This is a genomic window from Luteimonas sp. Soil_C_5, from assembly GCF_057656615.1.
Map to the genome: position 1 here is coordinate 141,377 of NZ_JBDGKA010000005.1, position 25,266 is coordinate 166,642.

General features: G+C 67.2%; 23 protein-coding genes. 14 read left to right on the forward strand and 9 right to left on the reverse strand.

Features of this window, described 5'->3' with window-relative positions; translation table 11 throughout:
- Positions 1 to 167: 167 nt before the first annotated feature.
- The 7 genes from AC3A5K_RS14980 (at position 168) to AC3A5K_RS15010 (ending at position 5,287) form a co-directional block, all read left to right on the forward strand.
- Positions 168 to 812 (forward strand): glutathione S-transferase family protein, encoded by a 645-nt coding sequence (locus AC3A5K_RS14980; protein ID WP_487618352.1) that lies wholly within the window; start codon positions 168 to 170, stop codon positions 810 to 812.
- Between the two features lie 202 nt (positions 813 to 1,014).
- The gene (locus AC3A5K_RS14985) at positions 1,015 to 1,341 is read left to right on the forward strand and encodes a nuclear transport factor 2 family protein (RefSeq protein WP_487618353.1); all 327 of its coding nucleotides are present in this window, start codon (positions 1,015 to 1,017) and stop codon (positions 1,339 to 1,341) included.
- A gap of 54 nt (positions 1,342 to 1,395) precedes the next feature.
- Positions 1,396 to 2,196, forward strand: coding sequence for a helix-turn-helix domain-containing protein (locus AC3A5K_RS14990; RefSeq protein ID WP_487618354.1), 801 nt, complete (start codon positions 1,396 to 1,398; stop codon positions 2,194 to 2,196).
- Positions 2,197 to 2,211: 15 nt separating this feature from the next.
- Positions 2,212 to 2,346, forward strand: coding sequence for an AraC family transcriptional regulator (locus AC3A5K_RS14995; protein WP_487618452.1), 135 nt, complete (start codon positions 2,212 to 2,214; stop codon positions 2,344 to 2,346).
- A gap of 180 nt (positions 2,347 to 2,526) precedes the next feature.
- Positions 2,527 to 4,116, forward strand: coding sequence for a GMC family oxidoreductase (locus AC3A5K_RS15000; RefSeq protein WP_487618355.1), 1,590 nt, complete (start codon positions 2,527 to 2,529; stop codon positions 4,114 to 4,116).
- 39 nt (positions 4,117 to 4,155) lie between these two features.
- A complete protein-coding gene (locus tag AC3A5K_RS15005; RefSeq protein ID WP_487618356.1) occupies positions 4,156 to 4,947 on the forward strand; it encodes an alpha/beta fold hydrolase in 792 nt (263 codons plus the stop codon).
- Positions 4,948 to 5,029: 82 nt separating this feature from the next.
- Positions 5,030 to 5,287 (forward strand): hypothetical protein, encoded by a 258-nt coding sequence (locus AC3A5K_RS15010; RefSeq protein ID WP_487618357.1) that lies wholly within the window; start codon positions 5,030 to 5,032, stop codon positions 5,285 to 5,287.
- A 156-nt stretch (positions 5,288 to 5,443) separates the two neighbouring features.
- Here AC3A5K_RS15010 and AC3A5K_RS15015 read toward each other — a convergent pair whose 3' ends face one another.
- From AC3A5K_RS15015 to AC3A5K_RS15050, 8 genes are all read right to left on the reverse strand, one after another.
- Positions 5,444 to 6,316 (reverse strand): hypothetical protein, encoded by an 873-nt coding sequence (locus AC3A5K_RS15015; protein ID WP_487618358.1) that lies wholly within the window; start codon positions 6,314 to 6,316, stop codon positions 5,444 to 5,446.
- Positions 6,317 to 6,445: 129 nt separating this feature from the next.
- Positions 6,446 to 8,284, reverse strand: coding sequence for a UvrD-helicase domain-containing protein (locus AC3A5K_RS15020; protein ID WP_487618359.1), 1,839 nt, complete (start codon positions 8,282 to 8,284; stop codon positions 6,446 to 6,448).
- Complete coding sequence (locus AC3A5K_RS15025) at positions 8,281 to 10,596, reverse strand: AAA family ATPase (RefSeq protein WP_487618360.1); 2,316 nt, start codon at positions 10,594 to 10,596, stop codon at positions 8,281 to 8,283. Before AC3A5K_RS15025 ends, AC3A5K_RS15020 begins: the two co-directional genes overlap by 4 nt.
- Positions 10,597 to 10,650: 54 nt before the next feature.
- A complete protein-coding gene (locus tag AC3A5K_RS15030) occupies positions 10,651 to 10,947 on the reverse strand; it encodes an excalibur calcium-binding domain-containing protein (protein WP_487618361.1) in 297 nt (98 codons plus the stop codon).
- Between the two features lie 55 nt (positions 10,948 to 11,002).
- A complete protein-coding gene (locus AC3A5K_RS15035) occupies positions 11,003 to 11,836 on the reverse strand; it encodes a restriction endonuclease (protein WP_487618362.1) in 834 nt (277 codons plus the stop codon).
- 143 nt (positions 11,837 to 11,979) lie between these two features.
- A complete protein-coding gene (locus AC3A5K_RS15040; protein ID WP_487618363.1) occupies positions 11,980 to 13,563 on the reverse strand; it encodes a hypothetical protein in 1,584 nt (527 codons plus the stop codon).
- Positions 13,560 to 15,248, reverse strand: coding sequence for an Hsp70 family protein (locus AC3A5K_RS15045; protein WP_487618364.1), 1,689 nt, complete (start codon positions 15,246 to 15,248; stop codon positions 13,560 to 13,562). Before AC3A5K_RS15045 ends, AC3A5K_RS15040 begins: the two co-directional genes overlap by 4 nt.
- 200 nt (positions 15,249 to 15,448) lie before the next feature.
- Entirely contained in the window at positions 15,449 to 16,354 is a 906-nt protein-coding gene (locus AC3A5K_RS15050) for an AraC family transcriptional regulator (protein ID WP_487618365.1), read from the reverse strand.
- Positions 16,355 to 16,527: 173 nt separating this feature from the next.
- On the opposite strand from AC3A5K_RS15050, the gene AC3A5K_RS15055 reads away from it, so the two are divergent.
- Positions 16,528 to 17,505 (forward strand): aldo/keto reductase, encoded by a 978-nt coding sequence (locus tag AC3A5K_RS15055; protein WP_487618366.1) that lies wholly within the window; start codon positions 16,528 to 16,530, stop codon positions 17,503 to 17,505.
- A gap of 209 nt (positions 17,506 to 17,714) precedes the next feature.
- Entirely contained in the window at positions 17,715 to 18,692 is a 978-nt protein-coding gene (locus AC3A5K_RS15060) for an aldo/keto reductase (protein ID WP_487618453.1), read from the forward strand.
- A 340-nt stretch (positions 18,693 to 19,032) separates the two neighbouring features.
- Here AC3A5K_RS15060 and AC3A5K_RS15065 read toward each other — a convergent pair whose 3' ends face one another.
- Entirely contained in the window at positions 19,033 to 19,941 is a 909-nt protein-coding gene (locus tag AC3A5K_RS15065; RefSeq protein WP_487618367.1) for a LysR family transcriptional regulator, read from the reverse strand.
- A gap of 154 nt (positions 19,942 to 20,095) precedes the next feature.
- On the opposite strand from AC3A5K_RS15065, the gene AC3A5K_RS15070 reads away from it, so the two are divergent.
- The 5 genes from AC3A5K_RS15070 to AC3A5K_RS15090 all read left to right on the forward strand — a co-directional run bounded on the left by AC3A5K_RS15070 (position 20,096) and on the right by AC3A5K_RS15090 (position 25,263).
- The gene (locus tag AC3A5K_RS15070; protein WP_487618368.1) at positions 20,096 to 21,151 is read left to right on the forward strand and encodes an SDR family oxidoreductase; all 1,056 of its coding nucleotides are present in this window, start codon (positions 20,096 to 20,098) and stop codon (positions 21,149 to 21,151) included.
- Between the two features lie 43 nt (positions 21,152 to 21,194).
- On the forward strand, positions 21,195 to 22,508 hold the full coding sequence (locus tag AC3A5K_RS15075) for an NTP/NDP exchange transporter (RefSeq protein WP_487618369.1): 1,314 nt from the start codon (positions 21,195 to 21,197) through the stop codon (positions 22,506 to 22,508).
- A gap of 121 nt (positions 22,509 to 22,629) precedes the next feature.
- The gene (locus AC3A5K_RS15080) at positions 22,630 to 23,529 is read left to right on the forward strand and encodes a helix-turn-helix domain-containing protein (protein ID WP_487618370.1); all 900 of its coding nucleotides are present in this window, start codon (positions 22,630 to 22,632) and stop codon (positions 23,527 to 23,529) included.
- Between the two features lie 139 nt (positions 23,530 to 23,668).
- Positions 23,669 to 24,274, forward strand: a complete 606-nt coding sequence (locus tag AC3A5K_RS15085) for a (2Fe-2S)-binding protein (protein ID WP_487618454.1) — start codon at positions 23,669 to 23,671, stop codon at positions 24,272 to 24,274.
- The gene (locus AC3A5K_RS15090; RefSeq protein ID WP_487618371.1) at positions 24,274 to 25,263 is read left to right on the forward strand and encodes an FAD binding domain-containing protein; all 990 of its coding nucleotides are present in this window, start codon (positions 24,274 to 24,276) and stop codon (positions 25,261 to 25,263) included. The genes AC3A5K_RS15085 and AC3A5K_RS15090 overlap by 1 nt, the downstream gene beginning before the upstream one ends.
- Positions 25,264 to 25,266 lie beyond the last annotated feature (3 nt).

Consider the following 25,266-nt stretch of genomic DNA (forward strand, 5'->3'; position numbering starts at 1 on the left):
ATTGCGTCGTCCGGGGTGTCGGCGGAGCCATCGGGAAAACAGGCGGTGTCTGCCTGGATCCGGAGCGTCGCTTCATCCGGTCCGACCATGACCTCCGCCTGCAGATGGGCGCAGACTCCGCTGATCGGGGCCGCTTCAAGGCCTGAACAACGCGAGACCGTCATTCCATGACTGACCGCCTGATCGTCTGGACCTACGACTGGTTGCCGCAGGGCCCGCGCGGCTTCGTGCGGGATCTGCGTCTGCGCTGGGCGGCCGAGGAAGCCGGCCTCGCCTACACGGTGCGCACCGTGGCCTTCGACGGACGCCGCACCAACCATCTCGATCGCCAGCCCTTCGGCCAGGTGCCCTATCTCGACGACGGCGACATCCGCCTGTTCGAAAGCGGCGCCTGCCTGCTGCACCTCGCCGAAAAAAGCGACGTGCTGATGCCGACCGATCCCGTCGGCGCGGCCGACACGCGGCAGTGGGTGATCGCCGCGCTCAACTCCATCGAGATGGTCACCGTGCCGTGGTGGTTCTCGACCGTCTCCGGCCAACCGGACACGCCGCTCACCGGATGGATGGACACCCGCCTCGCCCAGCTCGAGACCGTGCTCGCGACGCGCGAGTGGCTGGCCGCCGACCGCTTCACCGTCGCCGATCTGCTGATGGCTGACGTGCTGCGCATCAGGATCCTGCGCGCGCACGGCATACGCCCCGCAACCGAAGCCTATGTCGCGCGGCTCCTCGCGCGCCCGGCGTTCCAGAAGGCGCATGCCGACCAGCTCGCGCATTTCGCGTCGGCGGATGCGGCGCGCGCATCGCAGTGAGTGCATCGCGCTGGAACCGTGTCGGCCGTCCAGCCGCCGCCTGATCCGCACCGCGCGCAACGTGCTGCGCACCCGATGCAATCACGACCGTCGCTTGCCTGCCGCACCCCCCCATCAGGTCACTTACTTTTCCGTGCGTTCTTGTCGCAGTGCGGGCCCGGGACCACCCTGTCTGTCCCGCCTTCCACATCGAGTGCCCGCCATGACGCCACCGCTGCCGGATCCCATCGCCCGCTACTTCCGGATCAGCAACGGTGCCGATGCCGCCGGCCTGGAAGACTGCTTCACCGACGACGCGCAGGTGCACGACGAACGGCAGACCCACCGCGGCCACGCCGCCATCCGCAGCTGGCACCACGCGGCGCGCAGCAAGTTCGCCTACACCGTCGAACCGCTGGGCGCCGTCCAGCAGGGCGATCGGCACACCGTCACTGCCAACGTCGTCGGCAACTTTCCCGGCAGCCCGGTCCAACTCGATCACGTGTTCGAGCTGGCGGGCGATCGCATCCGGTCACTGGAGATCGGCTGACCGTCCGTCCGCGCGTCTTGCAGCCGGACGCGCGCAGCAGGATGCTTCAACACCATGGACACGCCGCCCGCGCATCGCCACTGCGACACGGCCGGGGCTGGCGCATTGCCGCCCGGCCTGGCGGCGCTGACCCGCGCCATGGACCTGCCGCAGGCGCCGATCCTGGCGACGCGGGGCGCCGGTCTGTCGGGCATGGCATTCCTCGAGCTCGGCAGCGGTGAAGCCGCGTCCGGCATCGCAGCGCCGATCCGCGACGATGCCTTCCTGATCGCACTGCAGCTCCGGCCCTGCACGGACTTCGATCTCTACGCCGACGGCCGCCTGGTCCGCCCACGCGATTTCGACGTCGGCAACGTCGCCATCTTCGACCTGCGCGAGAACCTGGCCACCGAACGTCGCGAAGCCTTCCACGCTATCGATCTCTATCTGCCGCAGACCGCGCTCGCTGCCGTCGCCGAAGACGCCGGTGCCTTGCGTATCGACGCCCTGCGCCACGACACCGGTGCGGCCTTCCGCGATCCGGTCGCGCGCGATCTGCTGTCGTCGATCCGGCCGGCGCTGGCATTGCCGGCACAGGCCAACCAGCTGTTCCTCGATCACGTCGCCTTGGCGCTGGTCACGCATGTGGCCCACGCCTATGGCGGCATGCGCCCGCGCCCGGCCGCGCAGCCCGGCACGCTGGCGGTGTGGCAATTGCGCCGTGCACAGGATCTGCTGCGCGCCAACCTGGCCGGTCGCGTCACGCTGGCCGAATTGGCCGGCGTCTGCGAACTCTCCATCCGTCATTTCACCCGCGCGTTCCGTGCGTCCACCGGCACCTCGCCGCACGGCTGGCTGATGCGTCTGCGTGTTTAGCGCGCGCAGGTTCTGCTGGCCGACGTGCGTGTGCCGCTGGGTGAGGTCGCGCTGGACTGCGGCTTCGCCGACCAGAGTCACCTCACCCGCGTCTTCCAGCAGCGCGTCGGCATGAGTCCGGGCGCCTACCGGCGCCTGCGCCGCTGCTAGGCAGACCGAAGCAGCCACCGCGATCTCGGCATCGATGCAACGAGGTATCGCGCCGCGATGCCGGAATCTGCACGTCCCATCGCGCTGTGGCCCGAACGTTCAACGCACGTCCCGCGCGTGCAGGATCGCCGCGCGCGCCATCCGCAGCATGGCGTCCTTCGCACACCGCAGAGGACGCCCATGGGCAGCACGCGCCACCAGACCGACGACGCCCCGCGCCCCGCCGCGCCCACGTCTTCGCACTACGACTTCATCGTCTGCGGCGCCGGTCCGGCGGGCTGCGCGCTGGCAGGACGACTCGCAGAAAACCCCGACGTCAACGTGCTGCTGCTCGAAGCCGGCGGCAGCGACGATCGGCCCGAGATCCAGACGCCCGGCCAGTGGCCGGCCAACCTCGGTTCCGAGCGCGACTGGGGCTTCGTCGCCGAACCCAACCCGCATCTCAACGGCCGCGCCATTCCGCTGAACATGGGCAAGGTGCTCGGCGGCAGCTCCAGCATCAACGTGATGGTGTGGGCGCGCGGCCACCGGGAAGACTGGGACCACTACGCGGAACAGGCCGGCGACGACGGCTGGAACTACCGCAGCGTGCTCGACATCTACCGCCGCATCGAAGACTGGCGCGGCCTGCCGGACCCGGAACGGCGCGGCCACGGTGGCCCGGTGCACGTCGAGACCGCACGCGATCCGCAGCCAGAAGCCCTGGCCATGGTGGAAGGCGCGGCATCGATCGGCCTGCCGGTCTTCGCCAGTCCCAACGGCGCGATGATGGAAGGGCGCGGCGGCGTGGCGATCGAAGACCTCATCATCAAGGACGGCCAGCGCGCCTCGATGTTCCGCGCCTACATCTGGCCCAGACGCCACCAGGCCAACCTCACCGTGCGCACGCACGCGCTCGTCCATCGGCTGGTACTGCGCGGGCAGACCGCCGTCGGCGTGGAGGCGATCGTCGATGGCCGCCGCGAGGTCTTCATGGCCGGGCGCGAAGTCATCCTGTGCATGGGCGCCATCAACACGCCGCGCGTGCTGATGCAGTCCGGTATCGGCGACGAAGGAGAACTGCGCCCGCACGGCATTCCGGTCGTGCAGCACCTGCCCGGCGTGGGCCGCAACCACCAGGACCACGTCGCCTTCGGCTGCCTGTTTGAATCGCATGCACCGCTCGCAGTCGGGCATGGCGGATCGGAGGCCACGCTGTACTGGAAGACCAATGCCGCGTTGCGCCTGCCCGATGTCTTCCAGTGCCAGCTGGGGTTTCCCGTGCCTACGCCGGAAACCGCGCACCTCGGCGTGCCCGCCCATGGCTGGATGGTCTTCGCCGGGCTGTCGCATCCCAAGAGCCGCGGCTCGCTGCATCTGCGCGGCGCCGAGGTCGGCGATGCCATCCGCATCCAGGCCAACACGCTGTCGCATCCCGATGACCTGCGTGCGGCCCGGACCACGATCGACATCGCGCGCGAGATCGCCCTCGCGCCGGCGTTCAAGTCGCTGCTCAAGCGCGAGGCCATGCCCGGGCCGCGCACCGGCGCCGATATGGAGCGCTACATCCGCGATTCCGCCATCACCTTCTGGCACCAGGCCTGCACCGCGAAGATGGGCCGCGATGCGATGTCGGTCGTCGACGGCCGGCTCAAGGTCTACGGCATCGACCGCCTGCGTGTCGCGGACGCCTCGATCCTGCCCGACGTACCCAGCGGCAACACCATGGCCCCCTGCGTCGTCATCGGCGAACGCGCGGCGGATCTCATCCAGGCCGCGCACGGTCTCTGACCTGCGCAGGCGTCCATCCCCATCGATTGGAGGACCACCATGCACATCGCATTTCCCACACTGCTGGCCAGCACCCTGACGCTGGCTGTCGGCGTCGCCGCCCACGCCGCTCCGCCTGCCGCGCCGTTGCCCGCCGACGCGGCCCGCAACATCGTGCTGGTGCACGGCGCCTTTGCCGACGGCAGCGGCTGGCGCGGCGTCTACGATCTGCTGGTCGCCCGCGGCTACCACGTGACCATCGTGCAGAACCCGCTGACGTCGCTGGCCGACGACGTCGCCGCCACCCGCCGCATCCTCGACCGCCAGGACGGCCCCACCGTGCTGGTCGGCCATTCCTGGGGCGGCACCGTGATCACCGAGGCCGGCGTGCACGAACGCGTCGTCGGGCTGGTCTACGTGTCCGCGCTGTCGCCCGACGCCGGCGAAACCACTGCCGATCAATACACCGGCTTCGCCGCCACGCCAGAGTTCGTCATCGAGACCGCGCCCGACGGCTTCGGATTCGTCAGCCTGGCGAAGTTCAAGGCCGGCTTCGCGCACGACACCAGCGACGCCGATGCCGCGTTCATGGCGAATGCGCAGGTGCCGATCAATATGCGCGCCTTCGCCACTCCCCTGCAGCACGCGGCGTGGCGCACCAAACCGAGCTGGGCGGTCATCGCCAGCGAAGACAAGGCGTTCGACCAGGCGATGCTGGTCCACATGGCGCAGCGCATCGGCGCCGACGTCACCCAGGTGTCAGCCAGCCACGCGCTCTTCATGACCCAACCGGACGTGGTCGCCGACGTGATCGGCCGCGCCGCACGCGAATCGGCATCGAAGCAGCGCTGACCTGCACGCGCCGCAGCGATCAATGCGCGTGCGGCGCCGGCGCAGGCGGGCTATCGTGCCGTCCTGATCACGCAGACCGCTCATGAAGAAGACCTACGACCCGCCGCTCACCGAGAACTCGAACTCGCCCCTGTTCCGCGTCGACCGGAACGTCCGCGTGGCCCATGAGCGCCTCGCGTCCGCCATCGACATGAAGCGGCACCACACCAGCCACAGCCTGGCGCAGGAAGTGATCAAGGAAGCGCGCGACGCGCTGCGCAAGGCGGACCACCAGCGCGAACTCAAGCTCAAGGAAGTCGCCCAGGCCGATGCCGAGTTCCGGGCGCGCCGTCAGCGTTGATCCGCGTGCAAGTGAAGCTGGCTCCGATCTCGTGACCTGAGCGGGCATGCGTCAGATCAGAGCGCGCGGACGTGCCTGGTCGATGTGAACTGGAACGGTGACGCGTGCAGGGAGACGCCCGGTGCGCAGTGCCACGACGCAAACGCGCGTCGTCGGTTACGGCATCGCATCTGCCGGGCGCGCCGCGGCGCCGGTGAACACACCGCCGGCCACGTCACCGGCCTGCCAGCCGCGGTCGGCGTCCAGTCCCGTCACCCACCAGGTGTGCGCATCGATGCGCAGCGGCCCACGCACGCGCTCGTGGAAACGCGTCGGCAGCATCACACCGTCCACGGCGCGATAGCCGGTCATCGTCGTGTCCACGTGCGCGCCCTGCGTGGTCGGAAATCCGTTCAACGTCAGATGCACCCGCCACAGCAGATGCGTCTGCGCATCGAACCACGCGATCACCGAATCGTTCGCGGCCTCGCCGAAACCCGGCGCGATCTCCACCCGCACGCGCTGGTAGCGCTGGCCGGCCGCGTCGACATCGGCCATGCGCGTCACCTGCGTCGCACGCGCGGCCAGGAACGACGGCCCGAAGTGGAACAGCTCGAATGCATCGGAGGTCATCGCCGCCGCCTGCAGTGTCTCCGGGTCGGTCACGCGCACGCCGTCGTAATACACCTCGACGCTGCCGGGCCTGCGCACCACCTGCTTCACGCCCTTCGGCCCTTGCGAGCGGATCGCGTGCAGGCCCTGCGCCGGCGCGTAGCGTGTCTCGGTCGTCACCCGGTAGCCCGCATCCGTGACCACCGGCTGGATGCGCTGGATCAGCGATTCCCACCGCCCGTCGCTTGCGAAATTCAGATCCCCGGCGCGCTTGCGCAGATCACCGCCATGCGCGGCCACACCCTGTGCGAGCACCGCTGCGCCCTCCAATCCGTCCGTCGCCGCGTGCGGCGCCTCCGCACGCGGAAACCCGGTCGCGCACCCGGTCAGCCAGAGGCCGGCCACCAGCATCACCACACTCCGGAGCACGATGCGCATTGCAGACGCTCCTTGGATCGGAATGCAGGGGTTGCGGCGCTTGGCGGTCAGTAGATCACAACGCGGCGGGCGCGGAGGTCCAGTTAAGTGAACCTGACCCCGTTCCGATAGCCGACTATGGTAGGTGCCTCATGGGCCGACGATGATCTCATCGTCCGCCAGCCAACCTGAGCGCAAAGCAAAGTCTCTGACTCGTTCCGGCTCCTTCGTGTAAGCAACGAGCGCCAAACTCTTCTCAGCGCGACTCGCGACCACGTAGAACAGCCGCCTCGTCGATTCGACGATCTTCCCCTCGTCTTTACCGCCAAACAGATCGCCATACTTGAAGGAGAAGCCCTTCGCTTCGAAGTCGTCCATTACGACCATCACGCGCTCAAACTCAAGCCCCTTGACGCCCTGATGTGTGTCAAATCGCGCGCGTCCTTCGAGGTATTCGCGTAGTGGCGCGATCTGGGAAAACGGGGCGGAAAGCAGTTCGTCGATAGCTTCTATGCGCGCTCGAGTCTTCGAATCCTCTTCGCCTTCGCCCGCTTCCGCGTTCGTCGCCACTGCTGCCCAAGTCGATAGTCGCTCTGGAATCTCCAAGAGCTTGGACCTCGCAACCTCTCGGAGAACGGCAATGAGCGGCGGATCTTGATTCTCAGCCATCAGGCCAGCAAGTGAGTCGACAGCGGCTTGAACTTGAACTAGGTAACCGCGCCCTGGATTCTCTGCAAGCGCCTCAGGCGTCATGAGCGGCGAATGCGCTTTCAGAAGCCGCATGAGCCCGAAGCGATCGCCGGCCTGATGCGCTTCGACAAGAGGCAGCACCTGATCTGTGAAGAACAAGGCTACAGTCTGTGTGCGCTGGAGGAGACTTTGGGAGTCAAGCGCATACAGAGCACTGAACACTTCGAAGCAACCAAGCCGCCTGGCAGCCATCTTGTGTTCAAGCGTGAGCGTCTTCACCCCATCGGGGTCTGACCACGCTTTGTCGGTGGTGATCTCGGCCATCCGCCTCGCGATCTCAACCTCTGCACCGCCTACGTCGGGATGCTCGGCTGGAAGGATGAAGAGACGGACGAAGCCCCTGATCGCATCCGACCTAGGCCTCTGTTCTTGCTGGTCCGTAGCTCTCCGCACCGCATTCAAAAGCTCGATGACGCGCGACGGGCAGCGATGGTTCATCACTTTCTTAGGCGTGCGCCATGCGGGCGGCAGGCCCGTGCCCAGATCCTCCTTTCCGTCCGCATAGATGCGCTGCATCATGTCTCCGATCAGGCCCATCGCAAACGCGCCCGAATGCTCAGCGTCGACACGGAAGAACGCGTCCACCAACGCAGCGTTCGTATCTTGACTCTCGTCGATCAGAAGAATTGGGTAGCGTCCGACGAAGATGCTACGCATGCGATGCTTTTCGCTCAGAAAGTGAGCGGTGATCTTGATGACCTCTGCATGGTTAAGCGCATCACGCGTGTGGTTCGCGCCGGTTGGACTGTAGATGAACCTGCGAATTCCTGGCAGAGCTCCCAGCCGCGCCTCATTCGCCGCGATCTTGGCAATTCGTTCTTCCCTCGCCTTCCCTGCTCGACCGTTCGCGTCCTTCTGACGAAGATCGGCGATCTCGGCAGCGAGATAATCGGTAAGCCATGCGCGGATATCCGTATTGAGCCCTTCGATCAGAGACCAGGCGAAGCTGTGAATCGTCCGAACGTCAAAGAGAGGGTCGAACTGCACGCGCCGCTTGATCTCATCGCATGCTGCATTGGTGAAGGTGATGATTGCGATGCGCTGACCGCGCTGCCGAAGCCGAGCACCCCAAGCTGCTTGCACATGGCTTAAAGCAGAAACGAGAGAACGCGTCTTTCCTGAGCCAGCGCCAGCGAAGAGAAAAAAGCTCGTGAGGGCGTCGGGGTCGAGGCAGGCGGCGATTTCTGCATCGGCCGCCGCGTCCATCTCATCATTTGGAGCTTCGGCTGCGCCACTCATGCCTGCGCCGCCTGCGCCTGCCTTGTGTCCGCACCGTCAGGCGGCGAAGTTTTTCCGGCCATGTCGTCCTCTTTCCGGCGAAGCTGCTTGATCAGCCAAGCAAGACCCAAGTCGATGTAGACCGGCAGCTCCAGATTCTTCAAATTCTTATCCTCCAAGATGTTCATCGCCAGCTCCGCTTTATCGCCTGCGGCTAGATCAGCGTGAACCTTGGTCGATAGCTCTTGCACTGTTGTGCTTCCGACGATCGTGTCGCGAAATTTCGCTGCAAGCCCAGGGCCCGACAGCGTCTTGAAGAACTCGATGTTCCGATAAACCAGCGCATCTTCGAATGTGTTGGCGATGGCTTCCGCGTCGACATCTGCTCCGAAGGTGATCTTTACGGGCTGTTGATAGGCAACCCGAACGCCGAACCCTGTTTCATCCAGCGTCGCGAGTGAGCCCTCAGCCATGTCGAGTAGCGCGTCTAAGCCCTCTTCTTTCGGGACCCATGTCTTCAATGTGTGGTTGCGCGAATTCTGCGCGTCGCCGCGCTTTGGAAGCAGCTTTTCTCCCGCCGCGGACTTGGCATCTAGATCGGTGATGACCAAGGTGTTGAGACCAAGATCAGTGAGCAGCGATTTCAGGCGGTGCGCATGACTGCCGCCGATCTCAAGCCATGTTATGTAGCACCGCGTCAGATACTTGTATGCATCCCGGCTGCGGACCATGTGGGGCACGATGATCCGCTCGGCGGGCCCCTCAACCAAGATCGCGCCATCCGCGAAGAAGAGATCGCAGTGCGTCACCTTCAGATAGCGGCGGACGAATCGCTTCGTATCTTCATCGTCGCCAAAGGTGCGAGACAAGCCTACAACGCGAGAAATCGGGACTGCACCTTTGACGGCATGGACAGGCATGCGGCGGAAGTAGCGCAGTGAAGCGAACTCTGCCTCGTGAGCGACATGGCTCGAATGCGTGCTGACTACCATTTGCGTCTGAAACTCTTCCGATTCGCCGAGAAGTTCGTGCTTTCGGAGCACGCTGTAAGCGTGCGCTATGAAAACCTGCTGCACTTGCGCATGCAAGTGCGCTTCTGGCTCTTCCACCAACACAAGATGCAACCTAGGCACGTGGGATTCGTTCTCAGCTTTCTTCCCGGCCTTGCCCCTCCGCATCCACTTGTCGCGAAACCCCATAAGGGCGAACACCATAGAGACCAAATTCTGGTATCCAAGGCCATTCGAGTCTTCTGGAAGGCGGCTGATCATGCCTGCGTCGGCAAGATGCGTGGGGACCTCGTAATTCAGCGCCGAGCCGTGCCTGAGTGCGTCTAGCGGGCGCAAATCAGCTGCGAGAGAAAGCTTCGGATCGGTCAGGCCCGGATAGCCGATCCCTTCAAGCTCCTCGATCGCTGACGCAAACGAATCGGCCAGCTGCTTACCGAACTTGACGCGAGCTGCATGGATCGCTTGCAGGGCGACCAAGTCATCGACTTCTGGTTGGTCGAAGGGATCAAGGTGCTGAGCGTAATAACCGCGCAGCTGTGCAGAGAGCTTGGTGCTAACGCGTGGTGTGATTTCAGGATCATCGTCGCCCTTCCCGCCCTTGCGGACAGGCATCCCCAGTCCGCGCTGGGCACTGATCTCGTCGATCCTAATGAGCCCCTTGAAGGGATCGTCAGATAGCGGCTCGCTGTCGGGCGGGAGCGCCTGAGGGAACGCTTCACCCTCCTTCGGGTCTTGAAGCGCAGAGGGGTCGAGGAGATAAGACTTCACTTCAAACAGCGCGTTGAGGCGCTTTGAAAGGAACTCGACCATCGACTTAGGCCAGAGCGAAAATGGTTCCGACTCGTCTTCCTCGCCGGGTTCCATAGCGGCCAGAACAGCCTTCACAGAATTTCTTGCTGCTAGATACTCTCGCTTGTAATCCTCGATCTTCTTTGGCTCGAAGCGAAGCCGAACCCCGATCGCAGATCCATCCCAGTCGAGCGTCGGGAGAATCTTCTGAACGAAGTGAACCTGGTTGTCGGGCACTGAAAGCCAGACATCTACCGACGGCGCAACGCTGCCCCAATCGAATTCTTCCGCCTCATCTCCCTCAGTCTCTGCTTCCCAGGCTTGTCCAAGCGCGTTGATCGCAGCCCAGTGGCTGAGAGTGAAATCGTTGATTGACAGCTCGCCATGATCAACAAGGAACCGCCTCAAAGCGACCATCGCTGAGGATTTTCCGCTGTTGTTCGCGCCCACAAATACGGTGGCTTGCTTGGCGATGTCGATACGAACAGCCAGCAGTTTGCGGAAGTTGGAAATTTCTACAAATTCAATGCGCACCTAGAGCTCCATTAATTACGTAAGTTGGCATCGCGAGAATGGGGTCAGGCTCACTTACCCACACCACTGCGACTCGCAGGGCACGCCATCGTTATCTCCGTCCATCTTCGTATCCGGGCAATTGCGGATGAAGAACGTCGCCTCGTTGCAGGACCGCATTTGCGAACAGTGCTGACGCCCATCGCAACTAAAGCTCTGCGCAGGTTTGGGCAGCACCCGTTCGGTCGTCGTTGGCCTGTTTGCTGAAGTCACGGCGATAGGCACAGCCGTTTCGACTTCCGGCTGATTGAAATGGCGATAGCCGCCCCACGCGGCGGCGGCGATGAGCAACAGCAACATCAGAGTGCGCATGGCGGGTTCTGCCTGGGAGATGAAGGGAATAAAGACGATGTACCAGCGACGTCGCTCATCGCGTGCCGCGGCAGATGGGAAACGCGGTGCAGCCCCAGAACGTACTCGCGTTGCGGCGGTTGGTGCGTTCGACCATCGCGGTGCCGCAGCGGGGACAGTCGGGGATCGATGCCGTTGCGGGTGCTGCTGTATGGAACGCGGGCGCGATGCGCAGCACGTCGGCCGCTGGCTGCACTGATGCGGCGGGGCGCGTATCGGCCTGCACGCTCTGGATCATCGCCAGCAGGGTTGCGCCATCGATCAGGTCGATCGGCTTGCCGGCTGCGAACCGGGCGGCGTCACGGGTGAAGCTGCCGACGGTCGCGATGCGCACGTCATGCGCGCTGTAGTGGGCCAGCAGGCCGTACATCTCGCGTACGACGTTCACCGGCACCTGGCGGCGACGCCACTGCTTGCACTGCACCAGCGTGCGTCGGCCGTCCTTGCGCAGGATCAGGTCGATGCCGCCGTCGGGGCCGCCCAGCCCGGTTTCCGCGACGGCGTAGCCCTGCCTGCGGAAAGCTTCGCCGACCAGCCGTTCGAAATCACGCCAGCCGATGGCGGCCAGGCTGTCGAGATCGCTCCGGGTGTCGAGCAGGCGACGGCGCCTGTGGGCGTTGGCGAAGGCGACCAGCGCGCACAGCGTGCAGGCGGCCAGAAAGATCCAGGCGACCGGCGCAAGCGCGTCGCCCTGCTGGGCGAGGGCCTGCGCGAACGGGCCGTCCTGCCGCGCGAAGAGTGCGGGCATTCCATAGCGGATGCCGGCATAGCCGATGCCGCCGACGACCAGTGCAACCGGCCACGGCAGTGTGATCAAAGCGTCGAAAAAGCCACGACGTCCGCGTTCCATGCGAATCCCCCTTCCCTGTCGCCGACCATAGCGCGAAGGGCGGTTCTGTGAAAGCGGTCACAGCCGCGATGTCTGGCGGGGCGCTGCGTGGCAAACGCAGTTGGCGCTTGCGCCGCCTGCGGAGATCGCCGTGCGTGCGTCGCTCAGCGACGCCAGCGCACACGGTGCCGGTGGAACCACAGATCGAGCGCCCACAGGAACAGCGCACTGAGCACGGCGAAATCACCGAACGCCAACGACGGCAACGCGGACCGGGCGAGGACGAAGCTCAGCACGACCACCCAGACGAAGTGGCGGAACCTGCCCACGCGGCGACGCGCGTAGCGCGCCAGCGCCGTGAACACGGCGACGAACGCAATGATGCTGCCCGGCACGGACGCGCCCAGGGCGTGGAGCGTCACCAGCGCCAGTACCGTCAGTACGGGCACCCACAGCAGTCTGAGCAGTGGCGCGAAGGTGACGGCACCTTCCGGTGCGCCTTGCCAGCGGAGGTAAATCTGGAACCCGATCCGCGCCCACCACAGCGCCGCCAACCCGAGGGTGGACGCGGCGAAGACGTACAGCGCTACCAGCCCCAAGCTGCGCTCGCTGTTGCTGAGCCAGGCGAGCAGTACGGCCAGCAGCGTCAGCACAGCGCCGTAGACCGCGCAACGCAGCAGGGCGGCGTAGGCCCTCATCCGCGTCATGCGCTGGGTGTCGCTGACCTGCAGCCAGAATGCGACCTGATCGCGGTTGATGTCGTCCGGCAACGGATACAGGCCGTAGCCCAGCGTCTGCAGGAACGCACGGAAGCGTGATGTCTCTTTCGGAATAACGCTGCGGCACAGTGCGGCGAGGGCGTTGTATGGACTCCGCAGCACCTTGAGCATGCGCTCGACATCGCGCTCGTTGACGCGCTCGTTCGTCGTGGTCGTCATGCGGCGAGCCAAGGCATCCTCCCGACCGGGCACCAGTTCCCACGCCAGCTGCATGCGTTCGCCGAGCACCTGCAACGCGTACGCATCCTGTCCCGAGCCGACTTGGTCCAGCCCGAAGAACTGCAGCAGCCCATCGAACGCATCGCGCCCGATCGGCGGCAGCTGCGTGTGCAGGCTTGCGATGAGGTAGGCACCGACGCGGGGTTTGACCTCCAGCGACCACAGCTCGCGGCGCTGGTGCAGCCATTCCAGCAGGCTGCGTTCGTCGCGGACACAGGCCTGCTCGATGATCGCCGCGCACAGGGCGTCGATGTCCAGTCCGGCTGTGGCGTCGACGGGCGGGAGCGGCGGCGGCCCGCTGCGTGCAGGCCGGGTGTCTGCAGCCGGCGTGTGCGGCCAGCGGACGTCAGCGTCGTGCGGGTCCTCGTCGCCGTTCTCCAACGACGACGCCGGTGTGGATGGCGCGCCGGTGGCGGCGAGCAGGGCGTCCAGCGTCAGCACCGTGCGATAGGCGCCGTCCGGCATGTCGTCTTCCGGCATGTCGTGTTCAGCCGCGTCCGCAAATGCGTCCGTCGTGGATGCGACGACGGTGTCGCAGCCGTTCGCGTCGTCCTCCACGTCCTCGGTATCGGCAAACGTGTCCCGATACCGCGACCACGCCAGTGCGGCCTGATAGGCCTCGTGCAGCTGCTGGAACCGGTGGGGATCGCTGTCCGGGCGGGTGGTCTTCAGCCGCGCCGCGTAGGCGCGCTTGATCGTGCGTTCGTCGGCGTCGTGGGGCAGTTGCAGCCAGTCCAGCGCCCAGCTCACCCCTCGGCCTCGATCGACTGCAGGCCCTCTGCGAGACGGCTGCGGTGGTCTTCGATCAGCCGCAGATCCTGCGAGTCCAGCACGTTGCGGAAATGCAGCAGCCAGTCCTGCACCCGCTCGCGGTGATGCAGGTGTTCCTCGTAGATGCGCTCGGCGCGTGCGATCAGCGCCAGGTTCTGCTGCTGGTCGCGCGGATGGATCTTCAGCGCCGACAACGCCGCCAGCCGCTCTGCAATCTGGCTGGGATCCAGCAGGCCGGGATTCTGTTCCAGCACCAGTTCGTGCCGCTGGCCGCTGGCATGTACGCGGGCCTCGACCTGCAGCAGCCCGTTGATGTCGTAGGTGAAGCGCACGGTCACGCCGTTCTGGGCGACAGGCAGCTTCGGATCGATCGTGAGCTGGAGCGCGCCCAGCTTGATGTTGTTGGCCACCAGTGGGCTCTCGCCCTGGTAGACATCGATAGTCAACTGGCGCTGCCCTTCGTTGACCGGATAGAACTCGTCTTCCCGGCTCACCGGCACCGCGCTGTTGCGCTGGATGATCGGATGGAAGAAGCCGCCGCGCGACTGGCCGTCGCCGCTCTGCTTCGAGACCTGCGTGCCCAGGGTGTAGGGGCAGACATCGGTGAGGATCACTTCGCTGAGGTGTTCGTCGCGCGCCTTCAGGCCGGCGGCCACGGTCGCGCCCAGCGCGACGGTCTGGTCCGGGTTGATGTGGCGCAGCGGCAGGCGGCCGAACATGCGCGTCACCAGGCGCGACACCATCGGCATGCGTGTGGCGCCGCCCACCAGCACGATCTCGTCCAGCTTGTCCGGCGTCAGCCGTGCATCGCGCATCGCGCGTTCGATCGGCGTGCGCATGCGCTGCATCAGCGGCTCGGCCAGCTGGGCGAAGCGTGCTTCCTCGATCTGCCACTGCACGCTGCGCCCGTCGAGCTGCAGCTGCACGTCGGCCTGCTGGTGGCCGGTGAGCGCGCGCTTGGCGGCCTCCAGGCGCCGCCGCAACTGGCCGGCCTCGCGCCGGGCGAGCTGCGTCATGTCGACCGCGCTGTCGCGCGCGAAGGTCTCGACCAGAAGCTCCAGAAAATCCTCGCCGCCGAGGAAATTGTCGCCGGCGCTGGCGTGCACTTCGACCACGCCGTCGAACAGTTCCAGGATCGAGACGTCGAAGGTGCCGCCACCCAGATCCAGCACCAGGAAGCGGCCTTCGCCGTCGCGCTGCTGCAGGCCGTAGGCCAGCGCCGCCGCGGTGGGTTCGTTGATCAGGCGCTCCACGCGGATGCCGGCCAGTTCACCAGCCGCGCGCGTGGCCTTGCGCTGCGCATCGGAGAAATAGGCCGGCACGCTGATCACCGCTTCGGTGACGGTCTGCCCGGTCGCGGCTTCGGCATCGGCGATGAGCGCACGCAGCACCAGCGCCGACAGTTCCTCGGGCCGGAACGTGCGGTCGCCCAGACGCGTCTCGCGCGAGGTGCCCATCCAGCGCTTGAAGCCGGCGATGCTGTGTTCGGGATGGCTGACCAGACGATCACACGCCGCCTGGCCGACCAGCACGCTGTCGCCATCGACACTGATCACCGAAGGCGTGAGCAGGTCGCCGTGCGGATTGGGGAAGAGCCGTCCGCCGTCCGGAGTGGAAATACCGCTGAGCGAATGGGTGGTGCCGAGGTCGATGCCGACGATCATGGAAGCCGCAAATCCGTTTGCAAAGCGCGGATTCTAGAGCATGCAGCGCGCCGCCAATCGGGCATGGCGCGCCGGTTTCTGGGTACGTGCGCATCGCTTCGGATCGCGGGGATCCGCGACCGGACCGTCGACGCTTTCCGCGAGCCCACCCGCGAACGCACGCGACGGTGCGAGGCGGCGGCTGCGTCAACGTGGGTCTGTCAGGACGCGCGCATGCGCCGGACGTCGCGCTGCGGGGGTTCGCCGAACAGGCGCGCGTATTCGCGGCTGAACTGCGACGCGCTTTCGTAGCCGACGCGATGGCTGGCGTGGCTGGCATCGACGTGTTCGTTGAGCATCAGCTGCCGCGCCTCCTGCAGCCTGAGCTGCTTCTGGAACTGCAGCGGGCTGGTGCCGGTGATGGCGCGGAAATGCTGGCGGAAGGTGGTGGCGCTCATGTGCGCGCGCGTGGCGAGCTCGTCGACCTGCAGCGGTTCGCGGAAATGCAGCTTGAGCCATGCGACTGCGCGCGCGATCTGCTGGCTGGGCGAGCCGGTCGCCACCAGTGCCTGCAGATGCGCGCCATGCGGCCCACGCAGCAGGCGGATGCAGAGTTCCTGCTGGACCAGCGGCGCCAGTGACGGCAGCAGCGCGGGTTCGTCGAGCAGATCGACCAGGCGTACCAGCGCATCCAGCAGCGGGACATCGAGCGCCTCGACCGAGATGGCGCGGCGCGTGCGCTCGTCCGGGCGACGGATGCCGTCCATGCCCGCGGCCAGCTGGGTGAGCATGTGCGGATCGAGCGACAGGAACAGGCCGAGGAAGGGCTGTTGCGCGTCGGCGCGGGCGACATGCGCGATGACCGGGGCATCGATCGTCGTCAGCATCGATTGCCCGGGCGCGTAGTCGATGACCGCCTCGCCCAGCAGCACCTGTTTGCTGCCCTGCGCCACCACACCCAGGCCCAGACCGTAAACGCAGTGCAGGGGCTTCGTCGGGCCGCTGCGCCGATGCAGCGACAGCGGCGGCAACGCGGTGACGTGGTCGCCGTCGTTCCGGGCAACGCGCGCGATGGCCGCGGCGAGCCGGGCCGTGGACGACGCGATGTCAGCTGCGTGCGTGTGCATCGTGGATTCCGGCGGTCGTGGGATGCAGGGGAGCGTACACCCCGGCTCCGACGCCATCCGCCGCGTCGCCCGCGATCCGTCGGTTCGGGCAACAGGTCCGCCGGATCCGGCAAACGCCGTGGCGGCCGCAGGTCGAGACTGGTGGTCCGTATTCCACGCAAGGCACGCATCCCATGCGACACATCACGATCGGCGGGCTGGATGTTTCCCGCATCGGACTCGGCGCGATGTCGATGTCCGGCTATTACAACGTCGGCGAAGGCAGCGAAGCGGAGTCGATCCGCACCATCCACCGCGCGCTGGACCTCGGCGTGACCCACATCGACACGGCGGAAATCTACGGCCCGTTCCTCAACGAGTCGCTGGTGGGCCGCGCGATCAAGGGCCGGCGCCACGAGGTGGTGCTGGCGACCAAGTTCGGTCTGGTCTCGCATGCCGGCGGCGGTCCGGGCGTGTTCGACAGCAGTCCGGCGAACATCCGGGTTGCGGTCGAAGGCTCGCTGCAGCGCCTGGGCACCGATCACATAGATCTGTATTACCAGCACCGCGTGGACCCGGCGACGCCGATCGAAGACACCATTGGCGCGGTCGCGCAGCTGGTGGCCGAGGGCAAGGTGCGCCACATCGGCTTGTCCGAAGCCGGCCCGGCGACGATCCGCCGCGCGCATGCGGTGCATCCGATCACCGCGCTGCAGACCGAGTACTCGCTGTGGAGTCGCGATCCCGAAGCGGACCTGCTGCCGCTGCTGCGCGAACTGGGGATTGGCTTCGTGCCGTATTCGCCGCTGGGCCACGGCTTCCTGACCGGCGACATCCGCTCTCCGGATGATCTGGCCGACGACGACTGGCGCAAGACCAATCCGCGTTTCACCGGCGAGAACTTCCAGCGCAATCTGCGCATCGTCGACGCGGTGAAAGCGGTGGCCGACGAAGCCGGCGCGACGCCGGCACAGATCGCGCTGGCCTGGCTCCTCGCGCAGGGCGACGACATCGCGCCGATTCCCGGCACCAAGCGCGTTGCACGCGTGGAAGAGAACACCGCCGCCGACGGCATCACGCTCGACGCCGCGCAGATCGCGCGTCTCGATGCGTTGACGCCGGCGGCTGGCGAGCGACACACGGCCGAAAACATGGCCGTCGTCGGACGCTGACGCGATCGATCCGATCGACGACTTTCAATCACTGAGGATTCATTCGCATGCAGCCACACAACCGGTCCGGCGTCAGCCGCCGCGACTTCATGACCCGCATGTCGCTGGCGGTCGCGGCCGTTACCGTTGGCGCCTCGTCTGCGCACGCGGGCGTCGCGCAGGCCGACGTCGTCTCAGGCAAGTCTTCGACGCATGCGGGGCATGCGGCCATGCCGACGCGTCGGCTCGGCGCGCTTGAAGTGTCGGCGCTGGGCCTCGGTTGCATGAGCATCAGTGCCAACTACGGTCCGCCGGCCGACCGTGCGCAGGGCATCGACGTGATCCGCCGCGCACACGCACGCGGCGTCACGTTCTTCGACACCGCCGAGGTCTACGGGCCATACACGAACGAGGATCTCGTGGGCGAAGCGCTGGCGCCGATCCGCAACGAGGTGGTCATCGCGACCAAGTTCGGATTCGACATCGACGCGGACGGACTCGACAGCCGGCCGGCGCATATCCGTCGCGTCGTGGAAGCGTCACTGCGACGCTTGCGCACAGACCGGATCGATCTCTACTACCAGCATCGCGTCGATCCCGCGGTGCCGATCGAAGACGTCGCGGGCGCCGTGCGCGACCTCATCGCAGAGGGCAAGGTGCTGCACTTCGGCCTGTCGGAAGCGGGCGAGACGACGCTGCGACGTGCGCATGCGGTGCAGTCCGTCGCCGCCATCCAGAGCGAGTACTCGCTGATGGAACGCAGCCCGGAGCGTAACGGCGTGCTGGCCACGTGTGGCGAACTCGGGATCGGCTTCGTCCCCTGGGGGCCGTTGGGCATGGGCGCCCTGACGGGCACGCTGACGCCGGCCACACGCCTGGATGCAGACACCGATCTGCGCGCAGGATTCGAGCGCTTCACGCCCGAAAGCCTGGCCGCCAACCGCCCGATCGTCGACTGGCTGCAGGCGTTCGCCGCGGACCGCGGTGCCACTGGGCCGCAGATCGCCTTGGCCTGGCTGCTAGCGCAGCAGCCGTGGATCGTGCCGATCCCGGGCACCCGCAATCCTGTGCATCTGGACGAGAACCTCGGCGCGATCGGCGTGACGCTGTCGCGAGCGGATCTCGATGCGATCGCTGCGCAGCTGTCCCGGATGACGGTGCACGGCGGCCGGATGAATCCGGCGCAGATGCGCGTCGTCGAGGATTGAGCGGGGATCTGCCGGCCCGGGGCGATGCACGCGGCGGCCACGCTGAAGCAGTCGTCATTCCCGCGAAGGCGGATGTGCTTTTCAACAGCCAAGTGGCTGGTCCATCCAGTGCCTTTGCTTCTAATGGCTTGAGAGCCGCTGGATTCCCGCCTGACCAGACGTGCGTCTGTTGAGAGCCGCGGGAATGACGGACAAGGACAGACCTGATCCGTGTTGCCCCGGGCGTCGCAGTGTGGATGCCGTTCGGTGCGCGTCATTCTCAAGGCGTGCCGTCGTGCATTCTTCGAATACCGCGTACGTGCGCTGGCGACCGCGCATGTCGCGATGCAAGGCGGCCCGCTTATTGCGCAGACCCGCCGGCCGTTTCCTTGAGAAAATCCACGAACGCCCGCAGCGGCGCGGGCATGTGGCGGCGGTCGTTGTAGTACAGGTAGGCGCCTTCGAAGACCTGCCACCAGTCCTCGAGTACCGGCACCAGTTCGCCGCGGTCGAGCGCCGGGCGCAGGTGCTCTTCGAAGGTGTAGATGATGCCGACGCCCGCCACGGCGGCGCCGACCTCCAGATCGTGCGAGGACGACAGCAGCGGACCCTGCGGCGGCACGCGGATGGTGGTGCCGTCCTGTTCGAACTCCCACACCGCGAGCTTGCCGCTTTCGAAGCGGTGGCCGATGAGGCGGTGCGCGAGCAGATCGCGGGGATGGACGGGCGTGCCATGCGTCGCCAGATAGCCGGGCGCGGCCGCGGCGGCGAAGCGCTGGCGCCGGGGACCGATGGGCACGGCGATCATGTCGCGGGCCAGGCTCTCCTCGTAGCGCACACCGGCGTCGTAGCCGGCGGCGACGATGTCGATGTGGGTGTTGTCCATCGTCACTTCGACGCTGACGCCCGGGTACCGCGCGAGAAAGGCGGGGATGAGCTGCGGCAGCACGAAACGCGCCGTGGGCACGGGCACGTTGAGACGCAGGCTGCCGACCGGCTGGCGCGCGTTGTCGTCGAGATCGTTGAAGGCGGCGTCGATCTCGTCCAGCGCCGGGCGCAGGCGTTCGAGCAGGCGGGCGCCGGCCTCGGTCGGGGTGACGCTGCGGGTGGTGCGGTTGAGCAGCCGCACGCCGAGCTCGGCTTCGAGCCGGCGGATGCTGTCGCTGACCGACGAGGCCGACAGCCCGCGCCGCTGGGCCGCCACCCGGAAGCCGCCGGCCTCGACCACGGCTGCGAACAGGGCGACGTAAGTCAGGTTGGGCTGGCGCACGTGCGGAGGTCCTTGTCGGCTCGATTGTGCGGCTGACCGTACACCGCATCCGTCTTTATACGGCTTATCGGGGGCGATCAGGACGTCGACACTCCAGTGACCGCGGCAGACCGGCCTGCCGGCCCGCGGACCACCATATCGAGAGGGTCGCACCATGACGAAGATTCGAATGACGCCGCAGGCAAGCGGCGACCGCACGCAGCGCAGCGGGCTGCTGGCGCTGGGCCTGCTGCTGGGCGGCGTGTTCCAGGTCGGCAACGCCTTCGCGCAGAGCGCGCCGAAGCCGGATTGGAACACCACCGACATCCCGTCGCAGGCCGGCCGCATCTTCCTGGTGACCGGCGGCACCAGTGGCATGGGCTTCGAGGACGCCAAGGCGCTGGCCGGCGCCGGCGCACGCGTCGTCATCGCGGCCCGCAACCCGGCGCGCGGCGAGGACGCCATCGCGCGCATCCGCGAGGCGCATCCCGTGGCCGAAGTGGAATTCGAAGCGGTGGACCTGGCCGATCTCGCCTCCGTGCGGGCGCTGGGCGCGCGTCTCTCCACCTCGCTGCCGCGCCTGGATGGCCTGATCAACAACGCGGCGATCATGGCGCCGCCCGAGCGCGTGACCTCGGCCGACGGCTTCGAGGCGCAGCTGGCCACCAATTATCTGGGCCATTTCGCGCTGACGTCCGAAGTGCTGCCCCTGCTGCGCAGGAGCGACGCCCCGCGCGTGGTCACGCTGTCGAGCATCGCGGTCGCCCGCGGCCGCATCGATTTCGACGATCTGCAATCCGAACGCGCCTACGACCCCTATGCGGCCTACGCCCAGTCGAAACTGGCAGGCCTGATGTTCGCGTTCGAACTGCAGCGGCGCAGCGAGGCGGAAGGCTGGGGCATCCAGAGCTTCGCCGCCCATCCGGGTGTCGCGGTGACCGAGCTGGTGGCACGTGGTCCGGGTCTGGACAGCGAATTCGGCCGCAACTGGGCGCAGGACCGCGAGGACTATCACTCGCCGGCGCAGGGCGCGCTGCCCACGCTGTATGCCGCCACCGCGCGTGAGGCGCAGCCGGGGCAGTACTACGGCCCCACCGGCGACAACGAACGCCGCGGCCCGCTGGGCCTGGCGACGGTGCCGGCCGCGGCGCGCGATGCGGACACCGCGGCCCGCCTGTGGACGGTCAGCGAAACCCTGACCGGCGCACGGTTCCCGTCACGCGATCGCTGATCGCAACACGCGCGCTTCCGCCGCCACATGTAGTCCGGGCCGCATGCACATGACACGCACCACGCCATCCATCACCCGTCGTCCGCGTCTGTTGCAGGACGTGCTCAACCTCCGCCGCGGCGAGGTCGGGCCGGTGCTGATCGCCGCGCTGTTCTTCTTCTGCGTGCTGACCGCGTTGCTGCTGCTGCGGCCCGCGCGAGATGCCTTGGGCATGGCGCGCGGCATCGAGAGCATCCGCTGGCTCTTCATCGGCACGGCGGTGGTCACGCTGGCGGTGAATCCGATGTTCGGCTGGCTGGTCAGCCGTCTGCGGCGCCTGCAGTTCATCAGTGCGACCTACGGGTTTTTCGTGGCCAGCCTGGTCGGCTTCTGGGCGCTGCTGATGTTCGCGCCGGATGCCGTGGGCGAACGCAGCGGGCAGGTGTTCTTCGTCTGGTTCAGCGTGTTCAACCTGTTCGTGACCATGGTGTTCTGGGCGCTGCTGGCCGACCGCTTCACCAGCGATCAGGGCAAGCGTTTCTTCGCGCTGATCTCGATCGGCGGCACGCTGGGCGCGATCTTCGGGCCGTGGCTCACGTCGCAACTGGCCGAGCCATTGGGCACGCCCAGCCTGTTGCTGGTGGCCGGTGCATTCCTGCTGCTGGCGCTGGTCGCCGCATGGCTGCTGGTGCGCGTGATGCCCGACCGCGCGGCCGATGCCACGACCGCTGTCGTCACCGAGGCCGAGCGCATCGGCGGCAGCGCGTGGGCGGGTCTGCGTGCAGTCGTGCGCTCGCCCTATCTCAGCGGGATCGCCGGCTACGTGCTGCTGATGACGGTGATGGCGACGCTGGTCTACTTCACCCGCCTGCAGATGGTGGCGGGTGTCGCCGACGGTACCGACGCGCGCGCTGCACTGCTCGGCAGCATCGACATGTGGACGCAGGTGGCGGTGCTGGTGCTGCAGCTCACGCTGACCGGTCGACTGATCCGGCGCTTCGGCCTCGGCGTGGCGCTGGCGATCCTGCCGGTCGCGACCGCGCTCGGCTTCATCGGTCTGGCGATCTATGGCTCGTTCGTGGTGCTGATCCTGCTCGAAGCGACCAACCGCGCCGTGCAGCGCGGCATCGCCCGACCGGCGCGCGAAGCGCTGTTCACCGTTGCCAGCCGCGAGGACAAATACAAGGCCAAGGCCTTCATCGACACCTTCATCTACCGCGCCGGCGACGTGGTCGGCGCGCAGACCGAAGGCCTGCTCGGCCGGCTTGGACTGGCGATGGGCGGACTGGTCAGCGTAGTACTGCCACTGGCCCTGGTATGGGCGGCACTCGCGCTGTGGCTGGGCCGTGCGCAGGCGCGCGAAGCGGCGGCCACGTAGATGTGCGCCGGCAGCGCGATCGACAGGGAGATCCGCGCGGCGTTCGCGTCTCGCGGGCCGCGGCGGACACACGTAGAGTCTGTCCGCGTCTGCAACAGTCTGGTGTCCACCGGAGACGATCATGCGGATCACGCCCCCGCTTCAAGGCGATCCCGCTGCAGATGGCAGCGGTCCGCGCCAGGCCGGTACCGTCGAGCTGGACAGCGCCGCGCTGGGCTGGTCCAGCGTGCACGTGGTGCGGGTCCGCGATCCCTGCATCTGCGATCACCTGGAGGTCTTCTCCCCGGACCACCAGAGCATCGTGCTGATCAAGCATCCGGGCGAGCCCATCGGCGCCGCCAACATCGAGCGTCGCCGCGCCGGCCGATGGCTGGGCGCGCGCTATCGGGAGGGCGATCTGGGCTTCACCGCGCCCGGCGAGGGTGCCGTGATGCGCTGGCGCAACCGCACCGAACACACCAGCGTGCAGGTGCGGCTCCACGCGCGTCTGATCGAGGAGGCCGCGGACGTAATGGGACGCGACATTCCCGCGGCCCGGTTGAATCGGCTGTCGCATCGCGACCCGACGATCGGCGCGCTGGTCCTCGCGCTGGAGCAGGCGGCCGCGCACGGCGCCTCGACGTTCTATGCCGACGCGGCGGCGCACTTTCTCGCGGCCCATCTGGTCGGTGCGCCCGAGGCGACGCCGGGGCGCGCACCGCCGGGACGGTCGCAGCCGATCGAGCGCATGGATGCGTTCCTGCGCTCACGCCTGGCGGACGATTTCACCCTGGCCGAGCTGGCGCGGCATGTCGGCGTGAGCACTTTCCAGCTGATCCGGCTGTGCAACAGCCGCTACGGCGAGACGCCGTTCCGTCGCCTGCAGCGGCTGCGCATCGAACACGGGCGCGCGTTGCTGCAGACGCGTGGATCGCGCATCACGGACATCGCCCTGGAATGCGGCTACGCGAGTCCGAGTGCGTTCGGCAGCGCGTTCCTGCGGGCCACCGGTCTGTCGCCGAGCGCCTATCGCGCGCTGTGACCGCCATCGCGGCGGTGACGCAATGCCGCGCGCATCGGCGCAATCCTGCAAGAGCAGGCCGCGTGGACCGCGGTTACAACCCTTGATCGATCGACCAACAGGACGCATGCGCATGTCCGAACACGAAGACACCGACGGCCTGCCGTCTTTCCGGGTCACCCGACGTGAGGTGCTGGCCGGCGGCGTGGCGACGTTCGCACTCGCCTGGTGGCCGGGCGGCCTCGCGGCACAGCCCACCGGCGCCGCGTCCGGCGAGGCGGTCGCGGAGGCGCTTTCGAGTCCGTTGTCGACCGTGATCAACGGCGCCCGCCTCGACGTGGAGGTGGACAACCGCGCATCGCTGCTGGATCTGCTACGCGAGGGCCAGGGCCTGTTCGGCAGCAAGAAGGGCTGCGATCACGGCCAGTGCGGCGCCTGCACCGTGCACGTCGACGGTCGCCGCGTGCTGGCCTGCATGACGCCGGCGGTCCAGGTACACGGCCGCGCGGTCACGACGATCGAAGGCATCGCGGGCGACGGCGATCTGCATCCCATGCAGGCGGCTTTCATCGAACACGACGCGCTGCAGTGCGGCTACTGCACGCCCGGACAGATCATGTCGGCCATCGCCTGCGTCCACGAAGGGCATGCGGGATCGGCCGACGAGGTCCGCGAGTACATGAGCGGCAATCTCTGCCGGTGCGGTGCGTACCCGGGCATCGTCGCGGCCGTGCTGGCGGCCGCCCCCAAGATGGCGCGCAGCTGATGCGCCCCTTCGCACACGTGCGCGCCGCCTCGCTGGAGCAGGCGATCGCAGTCACCGCCCGCAGGCCCGACGCGCGGTTCCTGGCGGGCGGGACGACGCTGTTCGATCTGATGAAGTTGAACGTCGAAGCGCCATCGACCGTCGTCGACATCACCGCGTTGCCGGATCTGCAGGACATCGCGGTCGGTCGGCGCGGCGTGGTGGTCGGTGCGCTGGCGAAGATGGCGGACGTGGCCGACCACCGCGAGATCGGCGCGCGCTATCCGGCGCTGGCGGAGTCGCTGGGCAAGGCGGCGTCGCAGCAGTTGCGCAACATGGCGACGGTGGGGGGCAACCTGCTGCAGAGGACGCGCTGCGCCTATTTCCGCGGCGGCGCGTCCTATGCCTGCAACAAGCGCGAACCCGGCAGCGGCTGCGCGGCGATCGGCGGCGCGGATCGCAACCTGGCGCTGTTCGGCACCAGCGCGTCGTGCATCGCCAACTATCCGGGCGACTGGGCGGTGGCGCTGGTGGCGTTCGACGCCGAGATCGAAGTGCTGGGTCCGCGGGGCCTGCGCAGGATTCCGGCGGAGACGCTGTATCGCGAGCCCGGCGCGACGCCGCACATCGAGACCGTGCTCGAGCCAGGCGATCTGGTGATCCGCATCCATGTGCCGGCATCCGCCGCGCTGCGCGCGTCGACGTATCACAAGATCCGCGACCGGGCCTCGTACGCGTTCGCGCTGGTGTCCGCAGCGGTCGGCGTGGATGTCGCCGGCGGCCGCATCCGTGACGCCCGCATCGCGCTGGGCGGTGTCGGCGCCCGCCCCTTGCGGGTGCGCGAGGCGGAAGCCGTGTTGAAGGGCCGGGTCTTCACGCGCGCGCTGGCGATCGAAGCGGGTGAAGCGGCGATGCGCGGCGCGCGAACCAGTGCCCACAACGCATTCCGCGTGCCCCTGGGTGTGCAGACCGTGGCCGACGCGATCGGCATCGCAATGGAGAGGACCTGAGTC

Excerpts from the sequence above, each read along its gene's own strand:
- AC3A5K_RS14990 (WP_487618354.1), top strand. The coding sequence starts at position 1,396 with ATGGACACGCCGCCCGCGCATCGCCACTGCGACACGGCCGGGGCTGGC.
- AC3A5K_RS15030 (WP_487618361.1), bottom strand. The coding sequence starts at position 10,947 with ATGCGCACTCTGATGTTGCTGTTGCTCATCGCCGCCGCCGCGTGGGGC.
- AC3A5K_RS15070 (WP_487618368.1), top strand. The coding sequence starts at position 20,096 with ATGACGAAGATTCGAATGACGCCGCAGGCAAGCGGCGACCGCACGCAG.
- AC3A5K_RS15075 (WP_487618369.1), top strand. The coding sequence starts at position 21,195 with ATGCACATGACACGCACCACGCCATCCATCACCCGTCGTCCGCGTCTG.
- AC3A5K_RS15005 (WP_487618356.1), top strand. The coding sequence starts at position 4,156 with ATGCACATCGCATTTCCCACACTGCTGGCCAGCACCCTGACGCTGGCT.
- AC3A5K_RS14980 (WP_487618352.1), top strand. The coding sequence starts at position 168 with ATGACTGACCGCCTGATCGTCTGGACCTACGACTGGTTGCCGCAGGGC.
- AC3A5K_RS15035 (WP_487618362.1), bottom strand. The coding sequence starts at position 11,836 with ATGGAACGCGGACGTCGTGGCTTTTTCGACGCTTTGATCACACTGCCG.
- AC3A5K_RS15015 (WP_487618358.1), bottom strand. The coding sequence starts at position 6,316 with ATGCGCATCGTGCTCCGGAGTGTGGTGATGCTGGTGGCCGGCCTCTGG.
- AC3A5K_RS15060 (WP_487618453.1), top strand. The coding sequence starts at position 17,715 with ATGCCGACGCGTCGGCTCGGCGCGCTTGAAGTGTCGGCGCTGGGCCTC.
- AC3A5K_RS15000 (WP_487618355.1), top strand. The coding sequence starts at position 2,527 with ATGGGCAGCACGCGCCACCAGACCGACGACGCCCCGCGCCCCGCCGCG.
- AC3A5K_RS15045 (WP_487618364.1), bottom strand. The coding sequence starts at position 15,248 with ATGATCGTCGGCATCGACCTCGGCACCACCCATTCGCTCAGCGGTATT.
- AC3A5K_RS14985 (WP_487618353.1), top strand. The coding sequence starts at position 1,015 with ATGACGCCACCGCTGCCGGATCCCATCGCCCGCTACTTCCGGATCAGC.
- AC3A5K_RS15050 (WP_487618365.1), bottom strand. The coding sequence starts at position 16,354 with ATGCACACGCACGCAGCTGACATCGCGTCGTCCACGGCCCGGCTCGCC.
- AC3A5K_RS15090 (WP_487618371.1), top strand. The coding sequence starts at position 24,274 with ATGCGCCCCTTCGCACACGTGCGCGCCGCCTCGCTGGAGCAGGCGATC.
- AC3A5K_RS15055 (WP_487618366.1), top strand. The coding sequence starts at position 16,528 with ATGCGACACATCACGATCGGCGGGCTGGATGTTTCCCGCATCGGACTC.
- AC3A5K_RS15080 (WP_487618370.1), top strand. The coding sequence starts at position 22,630 with ATGCGGATCACGCCCCCGCTTCAAGGCGATCCCGCTGCAGATGGCAGC.
- AC3A5K_RS15020 (WP_487618359.1), bottom strand. The coding sequence starts at position 8,284 with ATGAGTGGCGCAGCCGAAGCTCCAAATGATGAGATGGACGCGGCGGCC.
- AC3A5K_RS15010 (WP_487618357.1), top strand. The coding sequence starts at position 5,030 with ATGAAGAAGACCTACGACCCGCCGCTCACCGAGAACTCGAACTCGCCC.